This window comes from Serratia sp. NA_13, assembly GCF_052691735.1.
The window spans coordinates 102,923-119,113 of sequence record NZ_JBQZFV010000006.1; the positions used below are offsets into that span (position 1 = coordinate 102,923).

Consider the following 16,191-nt stretch of genomic DNA (forward strand, 5'->3'; position numbering starts at 1 on the left):
TCACAGCCCGCCGGCTTAGCCAGCGGTGGGCTGTATGATTTGGGCCAGTTTAATGTTATTGCGGCCGCTGTTTTTTGCTTGGTATAACGCGGCGTCGGCCGCCCGGATTGCCGAGGCGACATCCAGCTCGTGCAACACGGAAATTCCGGCACTGAGCGTGACCGTGGTGGTTTCAAACTGATTAAAGCGATGTGGGATTTTTAATCCCTGCACCCGCTGACGCACCCGCTCAGCCACCTGAGTGGCATAATCCTCGCTCACGTTGGTCAACAGCACCAGAAACTCTTCCCCACCGTAACGCACCACGATATCGCGTGAACGTACCGAATCGCGGATGGTGATGGCGACCTGCACCAGCGCCTGGTCACCCATGGTGTGGCCATAATTATCGTTATAAGCCTTGAAGTGATCGATATCGAGCAGTAGAACGAAATGGCTTTCTGACGCGGCTGCCGGCAACATATTGATTTTATTCTCCATGCCACGGCGGTTATAAAGCCCGGTTAAGGGATCGATCATGCTTAAATTGCTGAATCTGTCCCGTTCGTTATACAGATTAGCCACCAGCGTTTGAGTAAAGTGTTCACTGCGTTTAAGCATCAGGTGGTGGATAGAGAACGCGATAATCGGCAATACCGTGGTGAATACTATCCGCATGGTATTGTGCATACCGTCCAGTAATAGAATGACTAATGCGGACGGAACGGCGTGCAGGCAAAAGGCGATAAAGTTATCGGTTAAGGCAATGGCGCTGATAAAGAACATACTGAACAGGCTAATTAATAGAAAACTTTGGTTGTTCGGCGCACAGTGCTGACTTTTAAGGTAAATATGCGTTGCCCACAGCAGACCAAGAACGCAGGAAAATAGATTCAGTTTTCTGACATATAACCGCGGAGACTGGAGGGTAAATAATAGTGCCGCCAGACAAAATAGCGGTATACCTAATAAAGGCAGGGTAAAAGTGGGTTTGTTTTGAAACGGGACTAATAATGTAAATACGGAAGAGGCAGCGTTCATCAATAAAAATAAAAATAATGATAAGCGGTGTTTGCTGTTCAGCAGTTCCTGATAAGAACGCGCGTTCATCGGAGTTCACTCTTTACAATATCGATCTTTCGAAAAGGTAAGGTTGCGAAAAATTCTGTCGGTGGGAATTAAACACTCACATTGTATGGTTGTAGATTGTGATTATTAACATGCGAATTAGACTAAGAATTTTCTTATGGCAAATTATCATTTTTCAACCGCTATGTCATCCGCGTTTGAGCGCCGTGGCGGAAATGATGCGCAGTGAAAAAAAATGTTATATGATATTAGTTATCATTATCACTTGAAGGGTAGGGTTATCATGATTGCAGCCATGATTACCGCGTGTGGGTTGTGGGGCGTCAGTTGGTGCCTGGGTAACCGTTTGGCCAGCGCCTGGGGCGTTTTACTGCCCTGCGCCTTGATGCCGTTACTGGCATTGATCAACCTGGATATGATGCAATTGCGCACGCTGATTGTGATTGCCATGCTGGCCACCCTGGTGATGCTGTTCAATAGTCGCTGGCGTCACTACCTGTTGCTGCCTTCCTGCATGGCGCTGGCCGGCGGACTGGCTGCTATCGGTCTGAACTTCAATCTGGGCTGAAAACGCAAAAACCACGCTTTCGCGTGTTCATCATCGTTCAATTGGGGATTGCTTTGGGGATATTACCGGAGAGAGTTATCGATTGGTGCGAAGAGAGGGACTTGAACCCTCACGTCCGTAAGAACACTAACACCTGAAGCTAGCGCGTCTACCAATTCCGCCACCTTCGCACAGCCGATATCTTTATTTTGCTTTCGATTTATATCACCAGCTTGGTGCGAAGAGAGGGACTTGAACCCTCACGTCCGTAAGAACACTAACACCTGAAGCTAGCGCGTCTACCAATTCCGCCACCTTCGCATTGATGCTGTGCAATATAAATCATGTGGTTATTTGGTGCGAAGAGAGGGACTTGAACCCTCACGTCCGTAAGGACACTAACACCTGAAGCTAGCGCGTCTACCAATTCCGCCACCTTCGCATTCCAAGAAACATTACCGGAGTAACGTACCACGGAGGCGAATTCTAGAGATTTTGGTGGGGACGTCAATAGTTATTTCCCCTGTTTGCGGGTGTTTGCTGGAAAAACGTCCGTTTTGGGCGGTTGATACTGTTCAAACAGCCAAATCAGCCAGTCAATCAATACTCTGACCCGGGGCGCAAGGAAACGACCGGGGGGATACATGATGTAAATTGGCATTGGCGGCGGCGGGGTTTCCGCCAACACTTCGACTAATTCCCCCTTCTGCAACCAGGGGGCCAGTGAGTAGTGTGCCGCCTGTATCAGACCCATGCCAGCGCGACAGCCGCTGGTGTAGGCATCGGCACCGCTGACGCTCAGCCTGGCGGGCAATTCGCGCAATTCCACTTTGCCGTTGCGGCAAAACTCCAGCGGGTAATTACGATTACTGGCGAGGGAAAAATAGCCTACCGTCTGATGCTGCTGCAACTGGTCAATCGACTGGGGGACGCCGAACGTGGCCAGATAGCCGGGAGAGGCGCAGGTTAACTGGGGCAACATGGCGATGCGCCGTGCCACCAGGCTGTCATCTTCGGTTTCCCAGGCACGCAGTACACAATCGACTCCCTCGCGCAGCAGATCAACATGAGTATCGTTGGCGCCCAACGCCAGGGTCAGATCCGGATAGCGTTGGTAAAAGTCATCCAGAGCGGGGATCACGATTTCACGCGCCAGCGAATGGGGCATATCAATGCGTACCTTGCCAGAAGGCTGCAGTTTATGGTGGCTGAACAGCGTGTCTGCTTCTTCCAGCGCTCCCAGCAACTGCACGCAGCGCTGATAATAAAGCGTGCCTTCGCTGGTCACCTGTACCTGACGGGTAGTGCGGATCAACAAACGGACGCCGAGGCGCTGCTCGAGCCGTTTGAGCGCATTACTGACCGTGGCACGCGGTAACTGCAAACGCTCGGCTGCGCGGCTGAAACTGCCCAGTTCGACGATGCGGGTGAAAATGCGCATGGCCTGGATCTGATCCATTTTGCCGCTCCGTATTGTTAGCGATTTTTGAATAGTGATGTGCAATCTGCATTATTTATCTTTTCAGGGTAAACAACCAGACTCAGTTGTACCAGCACTCCGCTGATGAAAACCGCATGAGGGCAACACAATGCAACAACGTCAATTAGGTCCCAATGGCCCGACCGTTTCTGCCCTGGGGCTGGGCTGTATGGGGATGAGTGATTTCTATTCGACGGCTCAGGATGAGAAAGAGGCTATCGCCACACTGCACCGGGCATTGGAGCTGGGGGTCACCCTGCTCGATACCGCTGACATGTACGGCCCGCACACCAACGAACAGCTGATTGGTAAAGCGATCAAGGGCAAACGGCAGCAGGTCTTCCTGGCCACCAAATTTGGCATCCTGCGCGATCCGGCCGATCCCGACGCCCGGGGCGTCAGCAGTCGGCCGGAGTATATCCGTCGTTCGGTAGAAGGCAGCCTGCAGCGGCTTGGGGTTGAGGTGATAGATCTTTATTACCAGCATCGTGTGGATCCAGAAGTGCCGATCGAAGAGGTGGTGGGCACAATGGCAGACCTGATCAGCGAAGGTAAAATCCGTTACATCGGGTTGAGTGAGGCTTCGGTCGCTACGCTGGAGCGTGCGCATAAGGTGCATCCGATAACCGCATTGCAGACCGAGTATTCAATGTGGACGCGTGATGCTGAACAAGGGGTATTGGCGGCCTGTGAACGTTTAGGAATTGGTTTTGTACCTTACAGCCCGTTAGGGCGAGGTTTTCTGACCGGAGCTATTCAACGGCCGGAAGATCTGGACGCCGACGACTTCCGCCGCAGCAACCCGCGTTTCCAGGGGGAAAACTTTGCCCGCAATCTGGAACTGGTGGCGAAAGTGACTGAATTGGCCAAACAGAAAGGCGTAGCACCTTCACAGCTGGCATTGGCGTGGGTATTGGCGCAAGGCGAACATATTGTGCCGATCCCGGGGACCAAGCGCCGACGTTATCTGGAAGAGAACATTGCGGCGGTCGAACTGACGCTGAGCCAGACGGAACTGGCGGCGATTGAGGCGGTGTTCCCGTTGCAGGCGGCGGCAGGCGCACGCTATGGCGCAGAGTCGATGACCTATATCAACGGATGAAAAAAAGGGCGCGGCGTGTGAACGCTGCGCCCTGATCCCCGATTTTTGCGGGTCGGAGTGACTTATTTTTTCTTTTTCGGATCGCGTGGCGGACGGCCGACCGTCGCCTGATACACCTTGAAGCGGCCGTTTTGTGCCAGCACTTCATGGCTGCCGAAGGTGGCGTCCAGAATATCCGGGTACGGCAGGAAGGCGTTGGCCACGATGCGCAGACGACCGCCGATAGGCAGATGTTTTAATGCGCCGCGGATCAGGGTTTCCGCCGCCGTCAGGCTGGTTTGCAGCCCGTCATGGAACGGTGGGTTGGAGATGATCAGGTCGAAACGGCCGGTAATGTCGGAATAGACGTTACTGACGATCACTTCGCCTTCAATGCCGTTGGCGGCCAGCGTCGCGCGGCTCGATTCAATGGCTGCGGCGTTGACGTCGCTAAGGGTCAGCTTCATTTTTGGCGACAGTTTGGACAGCACCGAGGCCATCACACCGGCACCGCAGCCCACGTCCAGCACTTTGCCTTTCATGTGTTTATCCAGCGTTGACAGCAGCAGTGAACTACCGACATCCAGCGCGTCGCGGCTGAACACGCCCGGCAGGGTTTTCACTTCCAGATCGTGCAACTGATAGCTTTCCCACCAGTCTTCCAGGTTGAATTCGGTCTGGGTGTCCAGGCGACCGTGATACAGGCCACAGCGGCGGGCGCTGTCGATTTTCACAAGCCGGGCGTAGTCTTCCACCATCTGATCGGCGCTGCGCACACCGCTGCGGTTCTCACCGATCACGAACACGTCGGCACCTACCGGCAGCAGTGCCAGAATGTTGCACAGCTGGAATTGCGCTTCCTGTTTGCTCTTCGGCCAGTAGTAGATCAGCGTATCGCACTCGGCGACGAACGCAGCGTCTACGGTCAGGCCGTACTGCACGTTGTCACCCATCGCCCGGTTCAGTAACTGCCAGTGATGGTATTGCTGGGTATGGACACGCACATCCGCGGCCTCAAATTGGGCCGGCAGGGCGTCCTGCAGGTCACCGGCGAACAGAACGCGGCGTTCGATAAACTCATCACTGTGGCGCAGCATGACTTCACTGGCGGGGGTTAATGCAGACATCAGGTTTTGGCTCCTAGAAATTAGACCGGGGATTATAGAGCTTTGTGGCGATATGTTCGACGGGTTTATGCCCAATAGCTTTCTGGCTCCAGCAAGGCGGCGATCGAGAGAGCTCCCGGGAGCTGAGATAACTCAGTGACTGGGATGAGCGAGGGAAGTCAACGCCGCTGCAGCCTGAAAGATGAAGGGGATGTTGGCGCAGGCCGCGCGGGTTTGTTAGCATAGCGCGGCGCATGGCAGGCATGGCGCACCACAACGGGTAGATCCTGACAGGAATCGGAATGGCATCAAAACGCGACTGGCTGTTACAACAACTGGGTATTACGCAGTGGACATTGCGCCGCCCGGGCGTGTTGCAGGGCGAAGTGGCAATCAGTCTGCCGCCCGAGGTGCGTTTACTGGTTGTGGCGCAGGCCTTGCCCGAGCATAACGATCCGCTGTTTTGCGACGTGCTGCGCAGCCTGGGGCTGACCCCGGCGCAAATCTATGGTCTGACGCCGGATCAGGTGGCGATGTTGCCTGAGGATACCAAATGCAACAGTTGGCGGCTGGGCGTTGCACCGCAGCTTGCGGTGGCCGGCGCGCAGCTATACAGCCCGGCACTGGCCGAGCTTTCTCTCGATGCGAGTGCCAAACGCGCACTCTGGCAGCAGATTTGTCATCATGAACAAGATTTCTACCCTGACCGCGGCCGACCTGGCCACAGCCTTCACGATTGAGCAAGCCAGCCACGCCTTTCCCTGGACACAAGCTACCTTTGCCAGTAATCAGGGCGATCGCTACCTTAATCTGAAACTGGAAGCCGACGGGCAGATGGCGGGATTTGCCATCACCCAAATCGTGCTGGATGAAGCCACGTTGTTCAATATCGCCATTCATCCCGATTGGCAACGCCAGGGTTTTGGCCGTCAATTGCTGGAAGCGCTGATTGAACAACTGGAACCCCGTGGCGTGTTTACGCTGTGGCTGGAAGTGCGTGCCTCTAACCGTGCGGCCATCGCGCTGTACGAAGATCTCGGCTTTAATGAAGTGACCATCCGCCGTAACTATTACCCTGCTGCCCATGGGCGCGAAGACGCGATCGTGATGGCGCTGCCGTTGGCATAGCGAACATCTCGGTCCTAACTTTTCCGCTGGTAAAAGCATTGATTGTCACCGGTTGGTAAATCAGCGAAAATGCCCGGCTATTATCTTTTATTTACCGCTTTGCCTGGCGCCGTGCGCGGCGCGTTCTGATGCTTTCGCAGGGCGGACTAACTGTAGAATCTGAAAACATGCCTCCTAGTGAATTTGCCCGCGAAGTCTCGAAAAGAAGAACTTTCGCCATCATCTCGCACCCCGATGCCGGTAAAACGACCATTACCGAAAAGGTGTTGTTATTCGGACAGGCTATCCAGACCGCCGGTACGGTAAAGGGCCGCGGCTCAAGTCAGCATGCGAAATCCGACTGGATGGAAATGGAAAAGCAGCGTGGGATCTCAATCACCACCTCGGTGATGCAGTTTCCGTATCGTGAATGCTTGGTTAACCTGCTGGATACCCCGGGGCACGAAGACTTCTCTGAAGATACCTATCGCACCCTGACCGCAGTCGACTGCTGTCTGATGGTGATCGACGCCGCCAAAGGGGTTGAGGATCGTACCCGCAAGCTGATGGAAGTTACCCGTCTGCGCGATACGCCGATCCTGACCTTTATGAACAAATTGGACCGCGATATCCGCGATCCGATGGAAGTGATGGATGAAGTGGAGCGCGAGCTGAAAATCGCCTGTTCACCGATCACCTGGCCTATCGGCTGCGGCAAGCTGTTTAAAGGGGTTTATCACCTGTACAAGGATGAAACCTACCTCTATCAGACCGGTAAAGGCCACACCATCCAGGAAGTGCGTATTGTCAAAGGGTTGGATAACCCGGAACTGGACGCCGCCGTGGGTGAAGACCTGGCCGCGCAGCTGCGTGAAGAGCTGGAACTGGTACAGGGCGCATCCCACGAGTTCGATCATGAAGCTTTCCTGAGCGGTGAGTTGACGCCGGTATTCTTCGGTACCGCTTTGGGTAACTTCGGTGTGGACCATATGCTTGACGGCCTGGTGGCCTGGGCTCCAGCGCCGATGCCGCGTCAAAGCAGCACGCGTGAAGTGGTAGCGGCGGAAGAGAAATTCAGCGGTTTCGTGTTCAAGATCCAGGCCAATATGGATCCTAAACACCGTGACCGCGTGGCCTTTATGCGTGTGGTCTCCGGCCGCTACGAGAAAGGCATGAAGCTGCGCCAGGTGCGCACCGGTAAAGACGTGGTGATCTCCGACGCCCTGACCTTTATGGCGGGTGACCGTTCGCACGTCGAAGAGGCTTATCCGGGCGATATTATTGGTCTGCATAACCACGGCACCATTCAGATCGGCGATACCTTCACCCAAGGTGAAGACATGAAATTCACCGGTATTCCGAACTTCGCACCGGAGCTGTTCCGTCGCATTCGTCTGCGCGATCCGCTGAAGCAAAAACAGCTGCTTAAAGGCCTGGTGCAACTTTCTGAAGAAGGGGCGGTGCAGGTATTCCGTCCGATCGCCAGCAACGATTTGATCGTCGGTGCGGTCGGTGTGCTGCAGTTCGAGGTGGTGGTTGCACGCCTGAAAAGCGAATACAACGTGGAAGCCTTGTACGAGTCGGTCAACGTTTCGACCGCCCGTTGGGTGGAATGCAGCGATGTGAAGAAGTTTGAAGAGTTCAAGCGCAAGTGTGAGCTTAACCTGGCACTGGACGGCGGCGACAACCTGTCTTATATCGCGCCAACCATGGTTAACCTGAATATCACCCAGGAACGCTACCCTGAAGTGGTGTTCCGCAAAACACGTGAGCACTAACAGAACAGCAGAGCGCCTTAGGGCGCCCTCAGACTGATGACAAACCTCATTCCTGCCCAGAGCGAGTAGAGGTCGATAAATAAAAATCAGGAAAATCAATTTATTGATTTTCGGCTGTTCACCACAAAGCAGGAAAAACCACGCTTTTTCCTGCTTTGTCAGCAACCTAAGGGCGACCTGACTCATCCCCCTCCACAGTCTGCTAATTAGTTAACCTCTCTCACCAGTTATTGCATTTCTCATTGCTAACCGTTTTGCCGGGCAGCGCCTGCTTTTTTTGCTATATGGTCTATATTTAACAGGGCATAACCTATCAGGTAAGCTTAATTCACTGCTTTTTTTCATAACTGCAGTGAGTTATTCGGAGCTGTTGCCAATCAGAGACAGTGTGATGTCATGTAAATCAATAACATAGCGGCAAAATGGATTTTACTGATGTGTTTTGTCGTCAATAGGCGACATTTATTAGCGTAAAATCTAAGCGTTATTAATTTTGTTATTGATTTTAAATGATTTTTTAAGATTGGCACAGCCGTTGCAATACTCCTGATGTGGCAACAATCGTTTAGCGTGAATGTTTGAACGTATAGAAATCGTGAAGTATTACTGAGTGGGCCGCGTTATGGCGGCTGAAGGATCCGTAACCATTTTGGATCCACAACCAAAGGAAGAGATCGATGAAAAATACTAAATTTGCACAATCACTGATGGCTGTTGTTTTGGGTTCCGTTCTGGTTAGTGGCAGCGCGCTGGCTGAAGACACCATGCTCAATAAAGCGTCAAGTGCCGCTGATAGCGCGGGTGCCAAAATCGATAGCTCCATGAAAAAAGTTGACGGCTACATGGATGACAGCGCAACAACGGCTAAAGTTAAAACTGCGTTGGTTGATGACAAAACCATCGCCAGCTCTGATATCTCGGTGAAAACTGAAAAAGGCACCGTCACCCTGAGTGGTTTCGTCGGCAGCCAGGCGCAGGCCGAGCACGCGGTTGAAGTGGCCGGTAAGGTGGAAGGCGTCAAATCCGTCAGCGACAAGCTGCACGTGAAAGACGAAAGCAAGCAGTCCATAAAGGCCTATGCCGGTGATACTGCGACGACCAGCGAACTGAAGGCCAAACTGCTGGCCGATGACATTGTTCCGTCGCGTAACGTGAAAGTAGAAACCACCGACGGTGTGGTACAACTTTCCGGTGAAGTGAAAACTCAGGCGCAGTCAGAACGTGCTGAAAGCATTGCCAAGGCTATCGACGGTGTGAAAAGCGTTAAAAACGACCTGGTCGTTAAGCCATAAATTTTTTAGCAAGCGTAACAACAAGCACCAAATCCTGGGTTAGCCGTGAGGCTAGCCCAGGATGCACCATCAAAAAAAGAAACTGACCTGTAGTCTGGTTGCGCCCGAGAAGGGCACGGATTGCGATGCGTTTTTTCACTATGGTAAGGAGAAGCTTATGTTTCGTTGGGGCATTATCTTTTTAGTCATCGCATTGATTGCTGCAGCATTAGGTTTTGGTTCACTGGCGGGTACCGCCGCCTGGGCTGCAAAAATCGTCTTCGTCGTAGGGATCATTCTGTTCCTGGTCAGCCTGTTTACCGGCCGCCGACGCCCTTAGCTTTATCCTCAAAGTGTAACAAAGCTTAATCTGTTTTCTCGCAGTAGGGAGGTCAGTCATGAACAGCGACATTATCCTCGGACGCTGGAAACAGCTGAAGGGCCGGGTGTGTCAGAGGTTGGCGCAGTGGTCTGACAGCGACTGCATCTGGCTGATGGGCAGCAATGATTGCCTCTCTGGTGTACTGCAAGAGGATTACGGAAGAGAGCAAGACAAGGTATCCTCGGGTAAAACGTCTCACTGAGGATGCAGGGTTGGGATACAGAATACCCATCACGCTCGGCAATATCGAACCGCTGGCGTATAAACCTTACCGGCCTGGTAAAATGGCGCTGGTATGTGAAGGGGGCGGGCAGCGCGGCATTTTTACTGCCGGCGTGCTGGACGAATTCCAGCGTGCCCGTTTTAATCCTTTTGATCTGATGATCGGCACTTCTGCCGGCGCGCAAAACCTCTCGGCTTTTATTTGTGGCCAGATGGGCTACGCGCGACGGGTGATCACCCGCTACACCACTTCCGCTGAATTCTTTAACCCGTTGCGCTTTGTGCGCGGCGGGCATCTTATCGATCTCGACTGGCTGCTCGATACCACTACCCAACAGCTACCGCTGGCGATGGACGTTGCGGAAAAAAGCCTGATTGATGGCCGTGAATTCCTGATGTGTGCCTGCCGCAGTGATGACTTCGAACCGACCTACCTGCCCGCGCAACGCGAAAGCTGGCTGCCGGCCATCAAAGCATCCAGCGCCATCCCCGGTTTTTATCGCATGGGCGTGGAGTTGGACGGCGTCAGCTATCAGGATGGCGGCATCAGCGATGCGATCCCGGTTGAAGAAGCCTATCGCCGTGGCGCGGATACCATCGTGGTGATCCGCACCGTGCCGTCGCAGATGTACTACACGCCGCAGTGGATGAAACGCATGGAGCACTGGCTGAGCGAAAGCAGCCTGCAGCAGATGGTGCGCATCCTGCAACACCACGAGCAAAGTTACCACCGCATCCAGCAGTTTATTGAGAAGCCGCCCGGCAAGCTGCGCATCTTCGAGATTTTCCCGCCGAAACCGTTAGCCAGTAATGCTCTGGGGAGTCGTGTCACGTCGCTCAATCAGGACTATCACCTGGGCCGTAAGTGCGGGCGCTACTTCCTGGCGACCGTTGGCCACTGGCTGGTAGAGCAGGACAAACTGGACGGCATGAAGGTGAAAAAGGCGCTGTCACGCCGTTTGATCCAACCGGAAAACGTGATCATGCCTTCACCGATCATTACCGACATCAGCCATCCGCGTGATCTTGCCAATCCGTCGGAAGCCAAGTTGGCGGCGATGGACATTATTTTGCCGGGCGAAGTACCACCGGGCGAGGGGGGCCTGCTGTGATGCACGACTTCACCGACACCCACTGCCATTTCGATTTCCCACCCTTTAGCGATCATGAGCCTGAAAGCCTGGCACTGGCGGAGCAAGCGGGTGTGCGAAGGATTATCGTACCTACGGTGACCGCCGATCGTTTTGTGCGGGTGTTAAAGCTGGCACGCGATTATCCACCGCTGTTTGCCGCCCTGGGGCTACACCCGCTGTATATTGCCAAGCACCATGAACCGGAGCTGGAGCAACTGGCAGAATTCCTGGCCAGCCAACCGCCGAAGCTGGTGGCGGTGGGGGAGATTGGCCTCGATCTGTATATGGCAAACCCGCAGTTCGAACGGCAACAGCGGGTGTTAACCGCGCAATTGAAGCTGGCAAAGCAATATGATTTGCCGGTGATCCTGCATTCGCGCCGCAGTCACGATCAACTGGCGGCAATGCTGCGTCGCACCGAAGTGCCGCGGCGTGGTGTAGTACATGGCTTTGCCGGCAGCCTGTCGCAGGCGCAGGCGTTTATTCGCTTGGGGTATTATATTGGCGTAGGGGGCACCATCAGCTATGAGCGGGCGCAGAAAACCCGCAATGTGATGGCCCAACTGCCACTGACCTCGCTGTTATTGGAAACCGATGCGCCTGATATGCCGCTGGCCGGTTACCAGGGCCAACCCAACCGCCCCGAGCGCGCGGTGGAAGTGTTCCATGCGCTGTGCCAACTGCGCTGTGAATCCCCGGATGAGATTGCCGCCCATCTGCAACACAACACTCACGCCTTATTTACTCTCTGAGCGTTAAAATGCGACTTAAACGTGATGAATGTCACGTTATAAGATTTTCATTTGCTTCCTGTTGTATACATTTGTGACATAAATCGGTGCGGGTATCCTCTCGCTCCGTATAATCGCACCCCGAAATCACTCATAAGCAACCCTCGCGGTACAACCGGACAGGGATGCATTTCTTTTTTTTCGCAACAGGGATATTTTTCATGCAACTCATCATGAGCCTGGTCGGCATGGCGGTGCTGATCGCCATCGCCGTGCTGCTCTCCAGCAACCGCCGCGCGATTAAGTTCCGCACCGTTGGCTGGGCATTCGTTCTTCAGGTCGCCATCGGTGCGCTGGTGCTGTATGTCCCGGTGGGCCGCGCCATTCTTGGCGGTATGTCGGCGGGCGTGGCTAACGTGATTGCCTACGGTAATCAGGGGATCTCATTTATCTTCGGCGGTCTGGTTTCCGACAAGATGTTTGAAGTCTTTGGCGGCGGCGGCTTCGTTTTTGCGCTGCGCGTCCTGCCGGTGATCGTGTTCTTCTCCTCGCTGATTGCGGTGCTTTACTACCTCGGTATCATGCAGCTGGTGATCCGCGTGCTGGGCGGCGGCGTGCAAAAATTGCTGGGTACCTCGCGGACGGAATCACTATCGGCTACCGCCAATATCTTTGTTGGCCAGACCGAAGCTCCGCTGGTGGTGCGCCCGTATATCGCCACCATGACCCAGTCTGAACTGTTTACCGTGATGTGTGGCGGCCTGGCCTCGGTGGCCGGTTCGGTGCTGGCAGGCTATGCCCAGATGGGCGTACCGCTGGAATACTTGATTGCCGCTTCGTTCATGGCCGCACCGGGTGGCCTGCTGTTTGCCAAGTTGATGGTGCCGGAAACCGAAAAAACCCACGACAAGGACGATGCGACGAAGTTGATCGCGGAAGAAGACCGCCCGGCCAACGTGATCGACGCAGCGGCTTCCGGTGCAGCTTCCGGTATGCAGTTGGCGCTGAACGTTGGCGCAATGCTGTTGGCGTTTATCGCGTTGATCGCCCTGTTGAACGGTATTCTCGGCGGTATCGGCGGTTGGTTCGACTATCCGCAATTGTCGCTGGAGCTGATCCTGGGCTGGGTGTTCTCACCGATAGCCTTCCTGATCGGCGTGCCCTGGCATGAAGCGATGACCGCCGGCTCGTTTATCGGCCAGAAAATTATCGTGAATGAATTTGTTGCCTACATGAACTTTGGCGCTTACCTACGTCCGGACGACGTGGTGGCGGCAGAGGGGCTGCAGGTGCTTTCAACCCATACCAAGGCGCTCATCTCCTTTGCCCTGTGCGGCTTCGCCAACCTGTCATCGGTGGCGATCCTGCTCGGTGGTCTGGGCAGCATGGCACCGAATCGCCGTCACGACATCGCACGCTTCGGTCTGAAAGCCGTGGCAGCGGGGACGCTCTCCAACCTGATGAGCGCAACCATCGCCGGGTTCTTCCTGGCGCTGTAAGCCCGGACTGTCCTGCATAGGGCAACAGGCTCTATTGCAGGACAGCGCCTATACTTCTAGCACGGGCACAGGATGTTGTGCCCGTAGCCCGTTGGCAAACACCCGAAAAACGTGGTTTTCGGGTGTTTGGGGTAAATCAGAAGACATAATCCTTTGTTTCTATCGGGCCCCGGATCAGGACTTTTAACCGCAAAGGACTTTGTCAGTAATCTGACGGGCACAGGATGTTGTGCTCGCTGTCTTTGCCCGTTTCTTTAGCGAATTTGTGAACGATATCGCGTTATTTTGTGATGTTCTTCACATATAATTCCTGTCTGTTACAGAGTTATTTCATATAGTGTGACTGTGATGGCGAATTGCCCCAGGCGATCGTGTTCAAATAGCTATTACTGACCCTGCGCGATGCGGAGGGTATGTGCGGTGAGAAGGATCTCAGTTGCCGATGGGGGAACCCGTTCCCCAGCGCTATCTTCAAGGAACCAAGTCCGCTCGCCAACACTCAGGTTCTCAGTTGGAGAGTTTTATGACCGAATTAACCGCAGCAGCGCAACGTGCGCTGACCTTAATGGATTTAACCACGCTGAACGATGATGACACCGATGAGAAAGTCATCGCGCTGTGTCGTCAGGCGAACAGCCCGGCCGGACATACCGCGGCCATCTGCATTTACCCGCGTTTTATCCCGGCGGCGCGCAAGGCCCTGCGTGAGCAGGGGACGCCAGACATCCGCATTGCGACCGTCACCAACTTCCCGCATGGCAACGATGATATCGAGATTGCGCTGGCGGAAACCCGTGCGGCTATCGCTTACGGTGCCGATGAAGTGGACGTGGTGTTCCCTTATCGCGCACTGATCGCCGGTAATGAGCAGGTCGGTTTTGAGCTGGTGAAACAGTGCAAGCAGGCCTGTCTGGCCGCCAACGTGCTACTGAAAGTGATCATCGAAACCGGTGAGCTCAAGCAGGCCAATCTGATCCGCAAGGCTTCGGAAATTGCCATCAATGCCGGCGCGGACTTTATCAAGACCTCAACCGGTAAAGTGCCGGTCAACGCGACGCTGGAAAGCGCCGAGCTGATGATGTCGGTGATCCGCGATCTGGGCGTCGCCAAGACGGTGGGTTTCAAGCCGGCCGGCGGTGTGCGTACGGCGGAAGACGCACTGCATTACCTGCAACTTGCCGATCGTATTCTGGGTGAGGGCTGGGCTGACGCGCGTCATTTCCGCTTCGGGGCTTCCAGCCTGTTAGCCAGCCTGTTGGCGACGCTGGGCTACGGTGCCGAGCCATCTGGCAGCGGTTACTGATCGATTCCGTCGGCAAGGCGTGAAATGGCGCCTGCCCGCACTCTACATTAGCTAAAACAGGGGGATGCCTTGTTCCTGGCGCAAGAAATTATTCGTAAAAAACGTGACGGTCAGCCGTTGAGCGAAGCGGAAATCCGCTTTTTCATCAATGGGATCCGTGACAATGTGGTTTCCGAAGGGCAGATCGCAGCCCTGGCGATGACCATCTACTTCCACGACATGACCATGCCGGAGCGCGTGGCGCTCACCATGGCGATGCGTGATTCCGGCACCGTGCTGGACTGGAAAAGTCTGTCGCTGAACGGCCCGTTGGTCGACAAGCATTCTACCGGCGGTGTGGGCGACGTGACTTCGCTGATGCTCGGCCCAATGGTGGCGGCTTGCGGTGGTTATGTGCCGATGATTTCCGGCCGTGGCCTGGGGCATACCGGCGGTACGCTGGACAAGCTGGAGGCGATCCCGGGCTTTAATATTTTCCCGGACGACAATGCCTTCCGTAAAATCATCCAGGACGTCGGCGTGGCGATTATCGGCCAGACCAGTTCGCTGGCACCGGCGGACAAGCGTTTCTACGCGACCCGTGATATCACCGCCACGGTGGATTCTATCCCGCTGATCACCGCCTCGATTCTGGCGAAAAAGCTGGCCGAAGGGCTGGATGCGTTAGTGATGGATGTGAAGGTCGGTTCCGGCGCCTTTATGCCAACCTACGCATTGTCGGCCGATCTGGCACAGGCGATTGTCGGTGTGGCTAACGGAGCAGGCTGCAAAACTACCGCACTGCTGACTGACATGAACCAGGTACTGGCTTCCAGCGCCGGTAATGCGGTCGAAGTTCGTGAAGCGGTGCGTTTCCTGACCGGTGAATACCGTAACCCACGCCTGCTGGAAGTGACGATGGCACTGTGCGTGGAAATGCTGCTGTCCGGCGGCCTGGCGAAAGATGATGCCGATGCGCGTGCCAAGCTGCAGGCGGTGCTGGACAATGGTAAAGCGGCGGAAGTGTTTGGTCGCATGGTGGCGGCGCAACAGGGCCCGATCGATTTCGTCGAGCGCTACGACAGCTACCTGCCGGCCGCCACCCTGAGTAAACCGGTTTACGCCGAAAAACAGGGTATCATCAGTGCGATGGATACCCGTGCGCTGGGCATGGCGGTGGTATCGCTGGGCGGTGGTCGCCGTCGTGCGACCGATAATATCGACTACAGCGTCGGCCTGACCGGCATGGCGCGTTTGGGCGATAAAGTCGATACCCAGCAGCCGCTGGCGGTGATCCATGCCAACGACGAAGAAAGCTGGCAGCAGGCGGCCGAAGCGGTACGCAGTGCGATGGTGCTGAGCGACAAGGCGCCGGAAGCGACGCCAGTGGTTTACAAGCGCATCACTAAAGAGTGATTCCCTTCGTCTTTCAAGCTGTAGCGTTGTTGGCTGCACGCGCGCACCCCAGTCACTTACTTGAGTAAGCTCCTGGGGATACACGCGC

16 protein-coding genes and 3 tRNA genes are annotated in these 16,191 nt (G+C 54.9%); 13 read left to right on the forward strand and 6 right to left on the reverse strand.

The features are described 5' to 3' along the window. Nucleotides 1-15: 15 nt before the first annotated feature. The gene (locus ACUTSU_RS11410; protein WP_445651289.1) at nt 16-1,089 is read right to left on the reverse strand and encodes a GGDEF domain-containing protein; all 1,074 of its coding nucleotides are present in this window, start codon (nt 1,087-1,089) and stop codon (nt 16-18) included. 262 nt (nt 1,090-1,351) lie between these two features. On the opposite strand from ACUTSU_RS11410, the gene ACUTSU_RS11415 reads away from it, so the two are divergent. Then, nucleotides 1,352-1,636 (forward strand): DUF1435 domain-containing protein, encoded by a 285-nt coding sequence (locus tag ACUTSU_RS11415; RefSeq protein WP_037424165.1) that lies wholly within the window; start codon nt 1,352-1,354, stop codon nt 1,634-1,636. A gap of 83 nt (nt 1,637-1,719) precedes the next feature. Here the strand turns inward: ACUTSU_RS11415 and ACUTSU_RS11420 are convergent. The 4 genes from ACUTSU_RS11420 to ACUTSU_RS11435 all read right to left on the reverse strand — a co-directional run bounded on the left by ACUTSU_RS11420 (nt 1,720) and on the right by ACUTSU_RS11435 (nt 3,074). Then, nucleotides 1,720-1,806: transfer RNA gene (locus tag ACUTSU_RS11420), tRNA-Leu, on the reverse strand. A gap of 43 nt (nt 1,807-1,849) precedes the next feature. Continuing rightward, nucleotides 1,850-1,936: transfer RNA gene (locus tag ACUTSU_RS11425), tRNA-Leu, on the reverse strand. Between the two features lie 34 nt (nt 1,937-1,970). Further along, nucleotides 1,971-2,057 (reverse strand) — tRNA-Leu (locus tag ACUTSU_RS11430). A gap of 72 nt (nt 2,058-2,129) precedes the next feature. Beyond that, nucleotides 2,130-3,074: a LysR family transcriptional regulator gene (locus ACUTSU_RS11435; protein WP_445651290.1), complete on the reverse strand. Its 945-nt coding sequence runs from the start codon at nt 3,072-3,074 to the stop codon at nt 2,130-2,132. A gap of 130 nt (nt 3,075-3,204) precedes the next feature. Here ACUTSU_RS11435 and ACUTSU_RS11440 point away from each other — a divergent pair, with 130 nt between their 5' ends. Next, the gene (locus tag ACUTSU_RS11440; protein ID WP_445651291.1) at nt 3,205-4,197 is read left to right on the forward strand and encodes an aldo/keto reductase; all 993 of its coding nucleotides are present in this window, start codon (nt 3,205-3,207) and stop codon (nt 4,195-4,197) included. Nucleotides 4,198-4,259: 62 nt separating this feature from the next. On the opposite strand, the gene rsmC is transcribed toward ACUTSU_RS11440, so the two are convergent. Beyond that, the gene (gene rsmC / locus ACUTSU_RS11445) at nt 4,260-5,303 is read right to left on the reverse strand and encodes a 16S rRNA (guanine(1207)-N(2))-methyltransferase RsmC (RefSeq protein WP_445654189.1); all 1,044 of its coding nucleotides are present in this window, start codon (nt 5,301-5,303) and stop codon (nt 4,260-4,262) included. A 281-nt stretch (nt 5,304-5,584) separates the two neighbouring features. Here rsmC and ACUTSU_RS11450 point away from each other — a divergent pair, with 281 nt between their 5' ends. The 11 genes from ACUTSU_RS11450 (at nt 5,585) to deoA (ending at nt 16,103) form a co-directional block, all read left to right on the forward strand. Then, nucleotides 5,585-6,022, forward strand: coding sequence for a DNA polymerase III subunit psi (locus ACUTSU_RS11450; RefSeq protein ID WP_445651293.1), 438 nt, complete (start codon nt 5,585-5,587; stop codon nt 6,020-6,022). After that, entirely contained in the window at nt 5,967-6,410 is a 444-nt protein-coding gene (gene rimI, locus ACUTSU_RS11455) for a ribosomal protein S18-alanine N-acetyltransferase (RefSeq protein WP_445651294.1), read from the forward strand. Before ACUTSU_RS11450 ends, rimI begins: the two co-directional genes overlap by 56 nt. Before the next feature lie 167 nt (nt 6,411-6,577). Then, nucleotides 6,578-8,167: a peptide chain release factor 3 gene (gene prfC / locus ACUTSU_RS11460; RefSeq protein ID WP_445651295.1), complete on the forward strand. Its 1,590-nt coding sequence runs from the start codon at nt 6,578-6,580 to the stop codon at nt 8,165-8,167. A 677-nt stretch (nt 8,168-8,844) separates the two neighbouring features. Next, nucleotides 8,845-9,459, forward strand: coding sequence for a molecular chaperone OsmY (gene osmY / locus ACUTSU_RS11465; protein ID WP_445651296.1), 615 nt, complete (start codon nt 8,845-8,847; stop codon nt 9,457-9,459). A 157-nt stretch (nt 9,460-9,616) separates the two neighbouring features. Continuing rightward, complete coding sequence (locus ACUTSU_RS11470; RefSeq protein WP_004857650.1) at nt 9,617-9,778, forward strand: DUF1328 domain-containing protein; 162 nt, start codon at nt 9,617-9,619, stop codon at nt 9,776-9,778. A 58-nt stretch (nt 9,779-9,836) separates the two neighbouring features. Beyond that, the gene (locus ACUTSU_RS11475; protein ID WP_012005108.1) at nt 9,837-10,022 is read left to right on the forward strand and encodes a CsbD family protein; all 186 of its coding nucleotides are present in this window, start codon (nt 9,837-9,839) and stop codon (nt 10,020-10,022) included. Between the two features lie 10 nt (nt 10,023-10,032). Next, entirely contained in the window at nt 10,033-11,154 is a 1,122-nt protein-coding gene (locus ACUTSU_RS11480; protein ID WP_445654190.1) for a patatin-like phospholipase family protein, read from the forward strand. Next, nucleotides 11,151-11,927 carry a TatD family hydrolase gene (locus tag ACUTSU_RS11485; RefSeq protein WP_445651298.1) on the forward strand — a complete coding sequence of 259 codons (777 nt, stop codon included), beginning with the start codon at nt 11,151-11,153 and terminating at the stop codon, nt 11,925-11,927. Before ACUTSU_RS11480 ends, ACUTSU_RS11485 begins: the two co-directional genes overlap by 4 nt. Before the next feature lie 200 nt (nt 11,928-12,127). Continuing rightward, nucleotides 12,128-13,405 carry a NupC/NupG family nucleoside CNT transporter gene (locus ACUTSU_RS11490; protein ID WP_445651299.1) on the forward strand — a complete coding sequence of 426 codons (1,278 nt, stop codon included), beginning with the start codon at nt 12,128-12,130 and terminating at the stop codon, nt 13,403-13,405. Nucleotides 13,406-13,928: 523 nt separating this feature from the next. Continuing rightward, complete coding sequence (gene deoC / locus ACUTSU_RS11495; RefSeq protein ID WP_445654191.1) at nt 13,929-14,708, forward strand: deoxyribose-phosphate aldolase; 780 nt, start codon at nt 13,929-13,931, stop codon at nt 14,706-14,708. Nucleotides 14,709-14,777: 69 nt separating this feature from the next. Next, nucleotides 14,778-16,103, forward strand: a complete 1,326-nt coding sequence (gene deoA / locus ACUTSU_RS11500; protein WP_445651301.1) for a thymidine phosphorylase — start codon at nt 14,778-14,780, stop codon at nt 16,101-16,103. Nucleotides 16,104-16,191 lie beyond the last annotated feature (88 nt).